Raw genomic sequence first — 14,316 nt, 5'->3', positions numbered from 1 at the left:
CAACGGAGCTGGACAAGCGTACAATGGCCGAGGCCCGAATCGGCAACGGCAACAACGAGGGCGAGACATGACAAGGCGTGACAGTCCGGCCCGCGCGCAATTCCTGCACCGTTCCCCAGCAATCGCGACGACCAGGCTGGAGGTTGCCGCTTTTGCTTAAAGTCGAGCCTGCCATCCTGTCGGACGACGACCTTCTGGATCGTTTCCAGCGCGCGGCCTTCGACTATTTCCTGGAAAACGTGAACCTCGAAAACGGGCTGGTCGCCGACACGTCGCGGCCGAATTCACCGGCCAGCATCGCGGTTGTCGGCTTTGCGCTCTCCTGCTATCCGATCGGGGTCGAGCGCGGCTGGATGGCGCGGGAAGCGGCGGTGAAGCTGACGCTCGCGGCTCTGCGCTTCTTCTGGACCAGCACGCAAGGCAGTGGCGCTGACGTCACCGGCCACAAGGGTTTTTATTATCATTTCCTCGACATGCGCACCGGACTTCGGGTCTGGCGCTGCGAATTGTCGATGGTGGATACGGCATTGCTGATGGCCGGCATTCTCGTGGCAGGCGCCTATTTCCGCGGCGACAATGACGAGGAAGCCGAAATCCGCCGACTGGCCGAGGCGCTCTACCGGCGCGTCGACTGGCGATGGGCGCAAGGCAGCAGTGCGACCTTGCGACAGGGCTGGAAACCGAAGAGCGGCTTTCTCCACTATGGCTGGGAAGGCTACAATGAAGCGACGATCCTCTATGTCCTGTCGATGGCCTCGCCCGACTGCCCGACGTCCGACGACAGCTACGAGGGCTGGACGGCGACCTATCAGTGGGAAAACATCTACGGCTACGACGTGCTTTATGGCGGTCCGTTGTTCATGCACCAGTTCTCACACGCCTGGATCGATTTCGCCGGCATCCGCGACGCTTTCATGCGCGAGAAGAATTCGGACTATTTCGAAAACAGCCGCCGCTCGACCTACCTGCACCGCGACTATGCCCGGCACAACCCCTATGGCTATGACGGCTACGGAGAGAACCTCTGGGGGCTTTCGGCCGGGGACGGACCCGGCGGCTTTCGCAGCAGCATACAACGGCGGCGGCGCCGGTTTTCCGGCTACGTCGCGCGCGGTGCGCCCTTCGGGCCGGACGACGGCACGATCGCGCCGTGGTCCTATCCGGCGTCGCTGCCTTTTGCGCCCGACATCTGCATGGCGGCGCTGCGCCATCTCGCGGACCGCTATCCCCAGGTGATCGACAATTTCCGGTTGCCGAGCGGCTTCAATCCGACGCTGGCCAACCGGCGAAAATTCGGCCGCGACGGCTGGGTGTCGGAAGGCCATTTCGGCCTCGACCAGGGCATCGTGGTGATGATGATCGAGAACCACCGCTCGCGCCTGGTCTGGGAGCTGATGCGTTCTAACCAGTACATCCGCCGCGGCCTGGACAAGGCGGGGTTCACAGGCGGATGGCTGTCGCAGCCGGCAAGCCCGGGTGGCCGCGATGTCGCTTGAAAGGACGAAAGCTGCCGGTTTTCCTGCCGACCACAATGATGTCGAGCTGGTCAGGGGCGCCCATCCGCCGCATTGGCGAAACCCGCCGCCCAGCGGACAATACAATCTCGTCGTCGTCGGCGCCGGGCCGGCCGGCCTGACCGCGGCGAGCGAGGCGGCAAGCCTCGGCGCGAAAGTGGCGCTGATCGAACGCGGGTTGATCGGCGGCACCTGCATCAACACCGGCTGCATCCCGTCCAAGTCGATCATCCGCACATCCAGGCTCTATGCCGACATGCGCGATGCCGAAAATTTCGGCGCCGATACGCCGGACCATCTCCGCGTCGATTTCCAGCGCGCGATGACCAGGATGCGGCGCATCCGGCAACGGATAAGCCATGCCGACAGCGCGGAGGCCCTCGCCGCACTAGGCATCGACGTTTATTTCGGCGAGGCCCGGTTCGACGGACGCGATTGCGTCACCGTCGCGGGAACGACGCTGCGCTTCCGCAAGGCGCTGATCGCGACAGGCGCGAGACCGGAGTTTCCGTCCATTCCCGGCCTGGTCGAAACCGGCTATCTCAGCAACGAGACGATGTTCGACCTTGTCGACTGCCCGAAGCGGCTCCTGGTCATCGGCGGCGGGCCGCTTGGCTGCGAGACGGCGCAGGCCTTCTGCCTGCTCGGCGCGAAGGTCATCCTGGCGCAGAGCGAGCCGATGTTCCTGCCCGGCGAGGAACGCGACGCCGCGCAGATCCTTTCGGAGGCACTGGCACGCGAGGGGGTCGAGGTCCGCCTGAACACCGAAGTGGTGGCGGTGCGCAGGGACGGCGACAAGAAGCTCGCCGACCTGATGCGGGACGGCGACACGACGACCATTTCCGTCGACGAGATCATCACCGGCATAGGCCGCTCGCCCAATGTCGACGGTCTTGGCCTCGACGAGGCGGGGGTGGCCCACGACGCCAAAGGCATCAAGGTGGACGATTATCTCAGGACCTCAAACCCGCGCATCTATGCGGCGGGCGATGTCTGCCTCGACTATAAATTCACGCATACCGCCGAGGCAACAGCCCGCATGGTGGTGCAGAACGCCCTGTTTCTCGGGCGCAAAAGGCTGAGCGAATTGGTCGTTCCGTGGTGCACCTACACCGATCCGGAAATCGCCCATGTCGGCCTCTATCCGGTGGAGGCGCGCCGCGACGGCATTCCGGTCAAGACCTATACGGTGCTGATGCACGATGTCGCCCGCGCGGTGATGGACGGCGAGGAAGAGGGTTTCGTCAAAATCCATGTCAGGGAGGGATCAGACCGCATCCTCGGCGCGACGGTGGTCGCCGCCCATGCCGGCGAGATGATCAATGCGGTGTCGCTCGCCATCAGGTCGGGCATGGGATTGCACGCGCTGGCCGACGTCATCCATCCCTTCCCGACACAGGCGCAAGGCATCAAGATGGCCGGCGACGCTTACAGGCGAACGCGGTTCACCCCTTTCTGGAAGCATCTGGCGGCACGGTGGCTGGCGTGGTCCAGGCGATGACGCTTGCGTCCTGTCGGCGTTGGCGCGGGCTTCAGCCGTGCAGGTCCCGCGAAATCGGCGGGCCGACCGAAAAGCCGGTGAACGTGACCTCGAAGCCCTCGCGCTGCGGCGAACAGCACATCATGCCGACATCGACCGCCTTCGAGACCGGGAAGTAGGCGAGCCGCACCGGCTTCCAATGACCGTCGGAGACATCCAGATACTGGACGCGGATGGTCTCGGCGTGGCGGGTCAACCGGATCGCAACGCCATCCGGCCCGGCCGGAATCGTGGCCAACGACCAGTCCGAGGCATCGTTGGTGACGACGACCGAGAAATACATCACGCCGTCGGTATATTCGATGCCGGCCTTGATCCAATGCGTTTCGCTGAGGCGGAGCATCAGCCCCGCCTGGTCGTAGAGCACCTCATAGCGCCCGTTGACGGTGACTTCCGCGGTGAAATCGCCTTCCACCCGCTTGTAGAGGAAATGGCCGTTGTCGCGCCAGAAATCATAAAAGGTCTCGCGCCAGAAGTCCGTCTCCTTGCCGGTGCGCACATGAACCGCATCGCCATCGACGGAATGATGCGGCGGCGGATTGAGCCAGGTCAGATCCTCGTCTTGAACTGTCATCGCCTCGTCTCTTGATGCATGCGAAGGCTTCGCCGGCCCGGTCGGCCGGCGCCCCGATCAGCCTGCGAATGTGTAGGCGGTCTTCACGGTGGTGTAGAATTCCATGGCATAACGGCCCTGTTCGCGCGGACCGTAGCTCGACCCTTTGCGGCCGCCGAAAGGAACGTGGAAATCGACACCCGCCGTCGGCAGGTTGACCATCACCATGCCGGCCTCCGAATTGCGCTTGAAATGCGTGGCGTGCTTGAGGCTCGACGTGCAGATGCCGGACGTCAGCCCGAATGGCGTATCGTTGGCGACGGCGAGCGCCTCATCATAGTCCTTGACGCGGATGACGCTGGCGACAGGCCCGAAAATCTCCTCTCGCGAGCTGCGCATGGCGTTGGTGGCATCGGTCAGCAGCGCCGGCCGCAGGAAGAAGCCCGGCGTCTTGCGGTCGAGCCGCTCGCCGCCGAAGGCGAGCGTCGCGCCTTCCCTGACGCCGATGGCGATATAGTCTTCGTCCTGCTTGAGCTGCGTCGCATCGACGACGGGACCGATCTGGGTCTGCGCGTCGAGCGCATCGCCGATGACCAGTTTGTCCATCCGTTCCTTGAGCGCTTCGACGAAACGGTCATGAATGCCGTCCGTGACGATGAGCCGGGACGAAGCAGTGCAGCGCTGGCCGGTCGAGAAGAAAGCGCCGTTGATCGCGCAATCGACTGATGTAGCGAGATCGGCATCGTCGAGCACCACCAGCGGATTCTTGCCGCCCATTTCGAGCTGGAATTTGCGCATGTGCTCGACGCTCGCCGCGGCGACGCGTTTTCCCGTGCCGACCGAGCCGGTGAAGGTGATGGCGTTGATGTCCGGGCTGTCCAGCATCGCCTGGCCGACCACCGAGCCCTTGCCCATGACGAGGTTGAGCACGCCCTTGGGCAGGCCGGCGCGGTGCAATATGTCGACGATGGTCCAGGCGCTCTCAGGAACGAGGTCCGCCGGCTTGAAGACGATGGTGTTGCCATGGGCAAGCGCCGGAGCGATCTTCCAGGCGGGAATGGCGATCGGGAAGTTCCACGGCGTGATGATGCCGACGACGCCGACCGCTTCGCGCGTGATCTCGACACCGACGCCCGGCCGCACGCTTGGCACGACTTCGCCCGAGAGGCGCAGTGTCTCACCGGCGAAGAAATCGAAGATCTGGGCGGCGCGAATGGTCTCGCCAATGCCTTCGGCCAGCGTCTTGCCTTCCTCGCGCGCCAGGTTGCGGCCGATCTCGTCCTTGCGCGCCAGGATCTCGTCCGACGTCTTTTTCAGCACCGCGTGGCGGGCCAGCAGACCCGAGCGCGACCAGGCGGGAAACGCCGCCTTGGCCGCGGCGATCGCCTGTCCCGCCTGTTCGACACCCGCGGAAGCGTATTCGCCGACGATGTCGCCGGTATCGGACGGGTTGATGTTGCGGGAGCCGGCATCGCCGACCCACTCGCCGTCGATGAGGTTCTGTCGAAGCGGTGCCATGTCGTGTCTTTCCTGCTGGTTCGCCGCGAGGCGGCATCTGCTGATTTGTATTTGCCAGACAATTGCGCTGCGGGAAAGCGCGCTCTGCGTGGGCGACCGCGACAAAGTTTCTCGCTTCGCGGCCCCGCGCGACATGCTGCCCGCGCCGCATCGCCCTCGACCCAACAGCTTTGGCGACACATCGTTCCAATCAACGCGAACGGGTCTATACACATATGTCCATAGTCTTGATTTGCCCGGGGCGGCGTGTCATGCGTCGTGTCGATGGAAGCCACCGACACGACAACCCAGCGCGCCGGCGCCACCGGCAACATCAAGGTCACCCGGGAAGACTGGCTCAAGCTTGCGCTTGAAACGCTGATTTCGGACGGCGTCGAACGCGTCCGTGTACAGACGCTCGGCCAGAAGCTCGATGTGTCGCGTTCCAGCTTCTATTGGTACTTCAAGAGCCGCCAGGACCTGCTCGACCAATTGCTGGATTATTGGCGGCAGACCAATACAAGGTTCATCGTCGAACGCGCAGCGCGGCCTTCCGCGACCGTTATCCGCGGGGTGATGAGCATCTTCGAGTGCTGGGTGGACGAGAAGCTGTTCGATCCGCAGCTGGATTTCGCGATCAGGGCGTGGGCCCGGCGTTCGCCCGCCATCAGGCGGGCTCTCGACGAGGCCGACGAGGAGCGCGTCGACGCCATCCGCGACATGTTCAGGCGCCACGGCTATGACGAGGAAGACGCCTTCGTGCGCGCCCGCGTGCTCTACTTCATGCAGATCGGCTACTACTCGCTCGAGCTCAACGAACCGATGAGCAGCCGCTTGCCGCACGTCGCGTCCTATCTGCGCAGCTTCACCGGCCAGGAGCCCACGGCGCAGGATGTCGAGGAATTTTCGCGCTATGTCGAGGAAACGCTTTCGCGCAGCCGCTAGCAACAGCCGCCGCTTTCACATCACGGCACGAACTAGACATAAATGTACAATGGCGTTACGCCTCAATCCATTGAACCAACCTCTTCCGGCACGCCATGACCAGACGCTATTCCGCTTTGTCGCTTTTGAGGGAAGGCCTCGCCGGCCAGACCGGCTGGCAGCCGGCCTGGCGCTCGCCCGAGCCGAAGGCGTCCTACGACGCGATCGTCATCGGCGGCGGCGGCCACGGGCTGGCGACGGCCTATTACCTGGCAAAGAATCACGGCATCGCCAGAGTAGCGGTTTTGGAAAAAGGCTGGATCGGCGGCGGCAACACCGGCCGCAACACGACCGTGGTGCGCTCCAACTACTATTATCCGCAGAGTGTCGAGATCTATGGGCTGGCGCACCGGCTCTATGAAGGGCTGTCGAAAGATCTCAACTACAACGTCATGCTGTCGCAGCGCGGCATGGTCAGCCTGTGCCACTCGACCGCCGAAATGGAGATCGCGGCACGCACCGTCAATGCCATGCAGATCAACGGCATCGATGCGGAGCTGTTTTCGCCCCAGGATGTGCGCCGGGTGGCGCCGATCTACAATTTCACAGACAGTGCGCGCTTTCCCGTGTTCGGCGGCATCTGGCAAGGCCGCGCCGGCACGGCGCGCCACGACGCGGTCGCCTGGGGTTACGCGCGGGCGGCGAGCCGGCGCGGCGTCGACATCATCCAGAACTGCGAAATCACCGACTTCATCGTCGAGGGCGGCCGCTGCCGCGGCGTCCAGACGACGCGTGGCGCCATCCGCGCCGACCGTATCGGCATGGCCGTGGCAGGACATTCCTCGGTGCTGGCGGCCAGGGCCGGCTTCCGGCTGCCGATCAATTCCTATGCGCTGCAGGCCTGCGTAACCGAACCGGTCAAGCCGATCCTCGACACGGTGGTGCTGTCCCCCGGCACGGGCGTCTATGTCAGCCAGTCCGACAAGGGCGAGATCGTCATCGGCGGCGGGCTCGACCGCGTTCCTTCCTATGCCCAGCGCGGCAATTTGCCGACGCTGGAGGGAGTGATCGCGGGGCTGTTGGAAATGTTCCCGATCTTCGGCCAGCTGAAGCTGATGCGGCAGTGGGCCGGGATCGTCGACGTCGTGCCGGACTCCTCGCCGATCATCGGTGAATCGCCGCTGCCCAATCTGTTCCTCAATTGCGGCTGGGGCACGGGCGGCTTCAAGGCGATCCCCGCCGGCGGCACGCTGCTGGCAAACCTGCTGGCAACGGGCAGGCATAACGACATCAGCCGCCCCTTCGATCTCGACCGCTTCGCCAGCGGGCGGCTGATCGACGAAGCGGCCGGCTCCGGCATCGCGCACTGACATGCACAAAGACAAAGACCAGGACTAGGCGATCATGCAGCTTTTCCCTTGCCCGTTCTGCGGCCCGCGCGACGAGACCGAGTTCCACTATGGCGGCGATGCCGGCAATGTCAGGCCTGATGGCGCCGAGGTGCCGATCGAGCACTGGGCCAACTATCTCTATCTGCGCTCCAACCCAAAAGGCGCGGCGCGCGAGATATGGGTGCATATGAACTGCAGCGAGTTCTTCGTCATGGAACGCGACACGGTCACCCACAAGGTGCTGTCTTCGGCTGCCCTGGGCGGGGAGCGCGCGGCGTGACCGCCTCGCGCCGTAGCACGGGCGGCAGCGCCATCGACCGCTCGCACCCGATCCGCTTCAGCTTCGACGGCGCCGCCGTGCAGGGATTCGCCGGCGACACCATCGCCTCCGCGCTGCTGGCCGCCGATGTCGCGGTCGTCGGCCGCAGCTTCAAATACCACCGGCCGCGCGGCATCTGGGGCGCGGGCGTGGAGGAGCCGAACGCGCTGGTGGATATTGGCGGTCCGCGGGCCACGCCGAACACACGCGCGACGACCGAGCCGGCGCGCGACGGGCTGGTGGCCAAAAGCGTCAACGCGACACCCAATGCGCTGGCCGACCGCAACGCCTTCCTCGATCGCTTTTCCCGCTTCATTCCGGCCGCCTTCTACTACAAGACCTTCATGTGGCCGGACTGGCACATGTTCGAGCCACGCATTCGCGCCATGGCGGGACTGGGTCGGGTAGACAAGGACTGGACGTCGCCCGGCCCGGCAGACCAGATCAACCATCATTGCGACGTGCTGGTGATCGGCGCTGGACCGGCCGGGCTGGCAGCGGCAAGGCTGGCGGCCGGCGCCGGCCAGTCCGTCATGCTGGTCGACGACCAGCAAAAGCCCGGCGGCTCGCTTGGCCACCGCGCCGGCGAGATCGACGGCAAGCCGGCGGCCGTCTGGGTCGAAGAGACCGTTGCGGAGCTTTCCGCCGGCGGTCACCTGGTCCTGCCTTCGACCACCGCCTTCGGCATCTACGACCACAATCTGGTCGGGCTCAACCAACGCCATTTCGACGGCCGGCCGGACACGCTGTGGCGGATCAGGCCGCGCCGGATCGTGCTGGCGACGGGCGCCATCGAGCGGCCCCTGCCATTCGCCAACAACGACCTGCCGAGCATTCTCTCGGCGGACGCGGCACTCAGCTATCTCAGGCGCCATGCGGTGCTGGCCGGCCGCCGCATCGTCGTCGCCACCAACAATGACAGCGCCTATGAAGTGGCGGAGGCGGCCGCCGAGGCCGGCGCCGACGTGACGCTTGTCGACAGCAGGCGCGACGGCATGCCCGCTGCGCTCGGCAAGGTGCGGATGCTCGAGGGGCGTGCGCTCACCGCCGCAGCCGGCAAGCTGCGCGTCCAGGGTGTGACGCTGGACGACGGCACCAGGCTCGACGCCGATTGCGTGCTGGTGTCGGGCGGCTGGACGCCGACCATCCATCTCTTCGGCCAGGCCAAGGGCAAGCTCGCCTGGAGCGAGGCGCGCGCGGCCTTCCTGCCGGGCGATCCGGTAGAGGGCATGGCGGTGGCCGGAGCTGCCGCAGGCGCGGTCTCGTTGTCGGAGGTATTCGCCGGCTCGCAGAAAGCCGTCGCGTCGCTCGGTCCGACGAAGGCCGCAGTGCCGCGCAGCAGCGGAACCGAGGCGACCGGCGGCATAACAGCGGCATGGCCCACGCCCGGTTCGAAGGGACGCATCTGGATCGATTACCAGAACGACGTGACGGTGAAGGACATAGAGCTGGCGGCGCGCGAAAATTTCGTCTCGGTCGAACATCTGAAGCGCTACACGACGCTCGGCATGGCGACCGACCAGGGCAAGACTTCCAACCTGCCGGGCCTGGCGTTGATGGCCGGGATCACCGGCCGCACGGTGCCGGAAGTCGGCACCACAACCTATCGTCCGCCGTTCACGCCGGTGCCGCTGGCAAGCTTCGCCGGCGCGCGCGGCGGCGAACTGATGGCGCCGGTGCGGCGGCTGCCGCTGGAGAGCGTGCATCGCGCCGGCGGCGCCGTATTCCAGGAGTATGGCGGCTGGCTGCGCCCGGCCCATTACGGCGGCGGCGCCGATGCGGATCGCTCGATCCAGGAGGAGGCCCGCCGCGCCCGCCAGTCCGTCGCGTTGTTCGACGGCTCGACGCTCGGCAAGATCGAGGTGATCGGGCCCAAGGCGGCCGAGTTCGTCGATTTCGTCTATTACAATACCATGTCGACGCTGAAGCCGGGCCGCTGCCGCTACGGTTTCATGCTGTCCGAGAACGGCGTGGTCCTCGACGACGGCGTGCTGGTGCGCCTGGACAAGCATCGCTTCGTCGTGTCGTGCTCGTCCTCGCACGTGGCCGCCGTGCATGCGCGGCTCGAGGAGTGGCGCCAGGACCGGTTTGGACGCGGCGCCGTCTACATCCACAACGCCACCGCGGAAATGGCGACCCTGACCGTTTCGGGACCGAACGCCCGGAAACTTCTCGAGACGATTGATCTCGGCCTTTCGCTCGACGATGGCGAGCTGCCGCACATGGCGGTCGGCCAGGGCAGCTATGACGGCGACGAGGTGCGCATCGCCCGCGTCAGCTTCACCGGCGACAGAAGCTACGAGATCTCCATCCGCGCCGATCGCGCCGAGCCTCTGTGGGCGCGCCTGCGCGACGCCGGGCAGGCGTTCGATGCGGTTGTTATCGGCCTCGAGGCGCTGATGATCCTGCGCGCCGAGAAAGGGTTCATCGTGATCGGCAAGGACACCGACGGCACCACGCTGCCGCACGACCTTGGCGTCGGGGGCCCGCGGGCAAAGCGCCAGACCGAATTCGTCGGCCGCCGCTCGCTGCTCACCGAGGAGGCTTCGCGCGACGACCGCATGCAGTTGGTTGGGCTGACGGTCCCGTCCGGCGAAGCGCCGCTGCCGACCGGCGCGCATGGCATCAAGCGCAGTGGCGGCAAGCTGCGCAGCCAGGGCTTTGTCACCTCGAGCTACCGGAGCCCCGCGCTTGGCCGGCCGGTTGCGCTCGGCCTGATCGAGCGCGGCGCGGCCCGCCACGGCGAAACGATCGAAATCCAGCATCTCGGCAAGGCGATGACGGCGACGATCGCGGCGCCTTGCGCCTTCGACCCGGCAGGAGACCGGCTCAATGCGTGATCTCGCCCAAAAATGGCCGGCAGCGCCGGACTGGCAGTCGGCAACCATCGGTGCACCGGGTCTCGAAGCGCGCACGATCCCGGGTCTCCACCAACTGCTGGTCAGCGGCAACCTCGACGCCTGGGCGCGAATATCCGGCATGGACGGCAACGGCGTGGGCGCCTTCGGCTGCGCGCAAGGTGACCGCTATGCGGCACGGCTGGCGCGCGACCGCCTGCTCGTCGTGTCGAGCACACCGCTCGCCATCGCCGCGGGCTGGCACGCGGAAGGTTTCGCGGTGACGACGATCAGCGCCGGACTTCATGTGTTCGAGGTCAAAGGCTCGGCGATCGACGCTTTCATCGCGCGCGGATCAACGCTTGACCCAAAGCAGGAAAGCGCCAGTGCGGCACTTTCCTTCGCCGGCGTCAGTGCCATCGTCTACCGCCACCGGGACCGACTGCGCATCCATGTCGATCGCGGCCTGGCATCCTATCTCTGGACGTGGATGGAAACGGCTTTCAAAGCGTGAACGACCAGAACAGGCAGGCCAGCGTGGCCGCCGCGAAGACGACGAAAAACAGACTGCGCAAGAGCACGTTGCGGCGAAGCTCGTTCATGACGAAGTGGCAACCGACAATGGCCGCCGCAAACAGGAAACGCCAGTTCAGCAGCGCCCATAGGGCGTCGCGCTGGCCGAATGCCCATCTGGCGACGAGACAGCCTACGATGGAGGCAAGGAGCACGATCACGGTCCAGAAGATGGCATCGGCTGCATGGGTGAGCACGATGCTGGCGGCTCTGATCGGCAGGATCATCATCAGCAGCGCGCTGAAGAAATAGACGGCGGCGAGTGGTATGAACATCCCGGCATCGGCAATGCCGTCGAGGCGCCTGACGCCGATCGCACCGTAGGGGTAGCCATGCCTGGCCACCACCAGGCTCAAGGCCATGAGCAGCGCGGCCAGCACCGCGACCAGGGCGAAGGACGTGAGGGCTTTGCTCATGACGGTCCCGTTCAAAGCGAATCAATAGGAACCGTTTTAGTCAATGGCCGCATTTTGCGTAAGCACCGGCGCGCCCGACGGCGGCGAAATCGGCAGCCCAGCACCGCGCCGCGCTGCCGGCTCATCCTCACTTGCCATCCATTCGGCGGCGACGCTGCCCCTGGAGCGGGCGGCCAGAACGAAATCGACCCGATCGACCACTTGAGCGGCGCGCTTCAGGCTACCGCGCGCAGCGATGTTCGAAGCTAAAATCCGGTTTCACAACCCTGGAAATTTGAGAAGTGACTGTTTGGTGGAGCCAATCGGAATCGAACCGACGACCTCTTGAATGCCATTCAAGCGCTCTCCCAACTGAGCTATGGCCCCACTTCCGGCAGTCAACCGGCGCCGTTTCCGGCGAAGAGATCCGGCGCGGGTTGGAGACCGCGCCGTTAGTGCAGGCGGCTTCTAACCCCGCCCTTCGTCAATATCAAGCCTTCATCAGCGGCTTTTTCTTCACAAGCTGCGAAAGCCGGCAAACGCTTGCGTTCCCGGCCTTGTCAGACCTCGTCGTCGTCGTCGCCGACGCCGATCATGTCGGCGACATCGTCGTCTTCTTCCTCTTCGTCGGCGAGGAACGTATCGTCCTCGTCGTCACCCAGGTCGACATCATCCTCATCGTCGCCGAGATCGGGCAGATCGTCGCCCTTGACGTCTTCGTCGGCCTCTTCGAGCGAGACGACTTCTACGCCCTCCTCGTCCTCGGCGTCCACTTCCTTCTCGGCCACTTCCTCTTCCTCCTCGAGGGCGGCGATCTTGCCTTCCTCGAAATAGGAACGCGGATAGGTCTTGCCGGTATAGGGCGAGACGATCGGGTCCTTGTTCAGGTCGTAGAATTTTCGACCCGTTTCAGGGTCGATACGCTTTGTGCCAAGTTCGGTTTTTGCCACGGCAAGCCTCGTCGATAAAAGAGTGGTCCCCTTAACCACTGTTTGCAGCGCTGTCAAAGCCAAAAGCCGGCGTCACAAAACCATGTGTTGAAAGGCCTCGCGTCAAGTGATGACCATGGGGGATGACCATTTCGGCCCACCGTGATACGAGACCGCCGCAACAAATGAAAAGCGCCGGCCCGCCGGCATTCCGTCCAGGGAAATTCCATGTCTCACGCCGCCGCTTCCAAGCCGGCCACCGCCCGCAAATGTCAAGCGCTTTCCGGTACGGCGCGCGTGCCGGGCGACAAGTCGATCTCGCACCGATCCTTCATGTTCGGCGGGCTCGCCTCCGGCGAGACCCGCATCACCGGCCTGCTCGAAGGTGAGGACGTGATGCGCACGGGTGCCGCGATGAAGGCGATGGGCGCGCATATCGAGAAGCGCGGCGACGAATGGGTGATCCGCGGCACCGGCAACGGCGCGCTGCTGCAGCCGGAAGGGCCGCTCGACTTCGGCAATGCCGGTACCGGCTCGCGGCTGACCATGGGCCTGGTCGGGACCTATGACATGGAAACGACCTTCATCGGCGATGCTTCGCTGTCAGGCCGGCCGATGGGCCGCGTGCTGGAGCCGCTGCGCCAGATGGGCGTGCAGGTGCTGAAGGCAACGCCCGGCGACCGCATGCCGATCACGCTGCATGGGCCAAAACATGCCGCCCCCATCACCTATCGCGTGCCGATGGCGTCCGCGCAGGTGAAGTCGGCGGTGCTGCTCGCCGGCCTCAACACGCCGGGCATCACCACCGTCATCGAGCCTGTCATGACGCGCGACCACACCGAAAAGATGCTGAAGGGATTTGGCGCCAATTTGTCGGTCGAGACCGACGAGCGCGGCGTGCGCCATATCTTCATCGAGGGCCAGGGCAAGCTCACCGGCCAGACGATCGCGGTGCCGGGCGACCCATCCTCGGCCGGCTTCCCGCTGGTGGCGGCGCTGATCGTGCCGGGGTCCGACATCGTGATCGAAAACGTGCTGATGAACCCGACCCGCACGGGGTTGCTTTTGACTTTGCAGGAGATGGGCGGCCAGATCGAGATCTTGAACCCGCGTAACGCCGGCGGTGAGGACGTCGCGGACCTGCGCGTGCGTTATTCCGAACTCAAGGGCGTCACCGTGCCGCCCGAGCGGGCGCCGTCGATGATCGACGAGTATCCGGTGCTGGCGGTTGCCGCCAGCTTCGCCGAGGGCGAGACGCTGATGCAGGGGCTGGAGGAACTCAGGGTAAAGGAATCCGACCGACTGTCGGCGGTCGCCAATGGACTGAAGCTTAATGGCGTCGACTGCACAGAGGGTGAGGCATCGCTCGCGGTGCGCGGAAAGCCCGGCGGCAAGGGCCTCGGCGGCCATCCCAATGGCCCGGACACGACCGTGCAGACCCATCTCGACCACCGCATCGCCATGAGTTTTCTCGTGATGGGGCTGGCGACGGAGAAGCCGGTGACCATCGACGACGCCAACATGATCGCGACAAGTTTCCCGGAGTTTATGGGCCTGATGACGGGGCTGGGCGCGGAAATAGAGTGACGGTCGTGGCAACCAATAGCCTTGGCACGTTGGCGGGACAGCGCCCCCCTCTGTCCTGCCGGACATCTCCCCCACTTGGGGGGAGATTGGCAGCTTCGACGCTCTGCTCAATCCTGCGCCTTCGGCGATTGGCGAAAGCCGCGACGACGACTGATCTCCCCCCTCGTGGGGGAGATGTCCGGCAGGACAGAGGTGGGCGCGAAGGAACGCGGCATTCGCCGTATTCTTCGCACCTTTCAATCGCGGCGAGTGGCCAA

At 65.1% G+C, this 14,316-nt stretch carries 12 protein-coding genes and 1 tRNA gene; 8 read left to right on the top strand and 5 right to left on the bottom strand.

What is annotated here, in order from left to right; translation table 11 throughout:
• Positions 1-152: 152 nt before the first annotated feature.
• Together LB566_RS13680 and LB566_RS13675 are read left to right on the top strand one after the other, a co-directional pair.
• Positions 153-1,496, top strand: a complete 1,344-nt coding sequence (locus LB566_RS13680) for a glucoamylase family protein (RefSeq protein ID WP_224624769.1) — start codon at positions 153-155, stop codon at positions 1,494-1,496.
• The gene (locus LB566_RS13675; RefSeq protein WP_224624768.1) at positions 1,486-3,015 is read left to right on the top strand and encodes a mercuric reductase; all 1,530 of its coding nucleotides are present in this window, start codon (positions 1,486-1,488) and stop codon (positions 3,013-3,015) included. The genes LB566_RS13680 and LB566_RS13675 overlap by 11 nt, the downstream gene beginning before the upstream one ends.
• A 31-nt stretch (positions 3,016-3,046) precedes the next feature.
• Here the strand turns inward: LB566_RS13675 and LB566_RS13670 are convergent, their stop codons facing one another.
• Both LB566_RS13670 and LB566_RS13665 read right to left on the bottom strand, forming a co-directional pair.
• Positions 3,047-3,628: a DUF1349 domain-containing protein gene (locus LB566_RS13670; RefSeq protein ID WP_140550297.1), complete on the bottom strand. Its 582-nt coding sequence runs from the start codon at positions 3,626-3,628 to the stop codon at positions 3,047-3,049.
• A gap of 57 nt (positions 3,629-3,685) precedes the next feature.
• Positions 3,686-5,125 (bottom strand): aldehyde dehydrogenase family protein, encoded by a 1,440-nt coding sequence (locus LB566_RS13665; protein WP_140550298.1) that lies wholly within the window; start codon positions 5,123-5,125, stop codon positions 3,686-3,688.
• A 264-nt stretch (positions 5,126-5,389) separates the two neighbouring features.
• On the opposite strand from LB566_RS13665, the gene LB566_RS13660 reads away from it, so the two are divergent.
• The 5 genes from LB566_RS13660 (at position 5,390) to LB566_RS13640 (ending at position 11,089) form a co-directional block, all read left to right on the top strand.
• Entirely contained in the window at positions 5,390-6,049 is a 660-nt protein-coding gene (locus tag LB566_RS13660) for a TetR/AcrR family transcriptional regulator (RefSeq protein WP_224624767.1), read from the top strand.
• Between the two features lie 95 nt (positions 6,050-6,144).
• Positions 6,145-7,398, top strand: coding sequence for a sarcosine oxidase subunit beta family protein (locus tag LB566_RS13655; RefSeq protein WP_224624766.1), 1,254 nt, complete (start codon positions 6,145-6,147; stop codon positions 7,396-7,398).
• Positions 7,399-7,432: 34 nt separating this feature from the next.
• Positions 7,433-7,699, top strand: coding sequence for a sarcosine oxidase subunit delta (locus tag LB566_RS13650; protein ID WP_224624765.1), 267 nt, complete (start codon positions 7,433-7,435; stop codon positions 7,697-7,699).
• Positions 7,696-10,578, top strand: a complete 2,883-nt coding sequence (locus tag LB566_RS13645) for a sarcosine oxidase subunit alpha family protein (protein ID WP_224624764.1) — start codon at positions 7,696-7,698, stop codon at positions 10,576-10,578. Before LB566_RS13650 ends, LB566_RS13645 begins: the two co-directional genes overlap by 4 nt.
• Positions 10,571-11,089 (top strand): hypothetical protein, encoded by a 519-nt coding sequence (locus tag LB566_RS13640; RefSeq protein ID WP_224624763.1) that lies wholly within the window; start codon positions 10,571-10,573, stop codon positions 11,087-11,089. The genes LB566_RS13645 and LB566_RS13640 overlap by 8 nt, the downstream gene beginning before the upstream one ends.
• On the opposite strand, the gene LB566_RS13635 is transcribed toward LB566_RS13640, so the two are convergent.
• The 3 genes from LB566_RS13635 to LB566_RS13625 form a co-directional block, all read right to left on the bottom strand.
• The gene (locus LB566_RS13635) at positions 11,079-11,564 is read right to left on the bottom strand and encodes a hypothetical protein (protein ID WP_140550304.1); all 486 of its coding nucleotides are present in this window, start codon (positions 11,562-11,564) and stop codon (positions 11,079-11,081) included. The genes LB566_RS13640 and LB566_RS13635 overlap by 11 nt on opposite strands.
• Before the next feature lie 290 nt (positions 11,565-11,854).
• Positions 11,855-11,930 (bottom strand) — tRNA-Ala (locus tag LB566_RS13630).
• A 173-nt stretch (positions 11,931-12,103) separates the two neighbouring features.
• Positions 12,104-12,493 carry a TIGR02300 family protein gene (locus LB566_RS13625; protein ID WP_140497238.1) on the bottom strand — a complete coding sequence of 130 codons (390 nt, stop codon included), beginning with the start codon at positions 12,491-12,493 and terminating at the stop codon, positions 12,104-12,106.
• A 207-nt stretch (positions 12,494-12,700) separates the two neighbouring features.
• Here LB566_RS13625 and aroA point away from each other — a divergent pair, with 207 nt between their 5' ends.
• Positions 12,701-14,059 carry a 3-phosphoshikimate 1-carboxyvinyltransferase gene (gene aroA / locus LB566_RS13620; protein ID WP_224624762.1) on the top strand — a complete coding sequence of 453 codons (1,359 nt, stop codon included), beginning with the start codon at positions 12,701-12,703 and terminating at the stop codon, positions 14,057-14,059.
• The last annotated feature ends 257 nt before the right edge of the window (positions 14,060-14,316 follow it).

Origin of the sequence: Mesorhizobium sp. CA13 (assembly GCF_020165235.1) — a bacterium.
Classification (GTDB): Bacteria; Pseudomonadota; Alphaproteobacteria; order Rhizobiales; family Rhizobiaceae; genus Mesorhizobium.
This window is presented reverse-complemented; position numbering and strand designations above follow the sequence as displayed.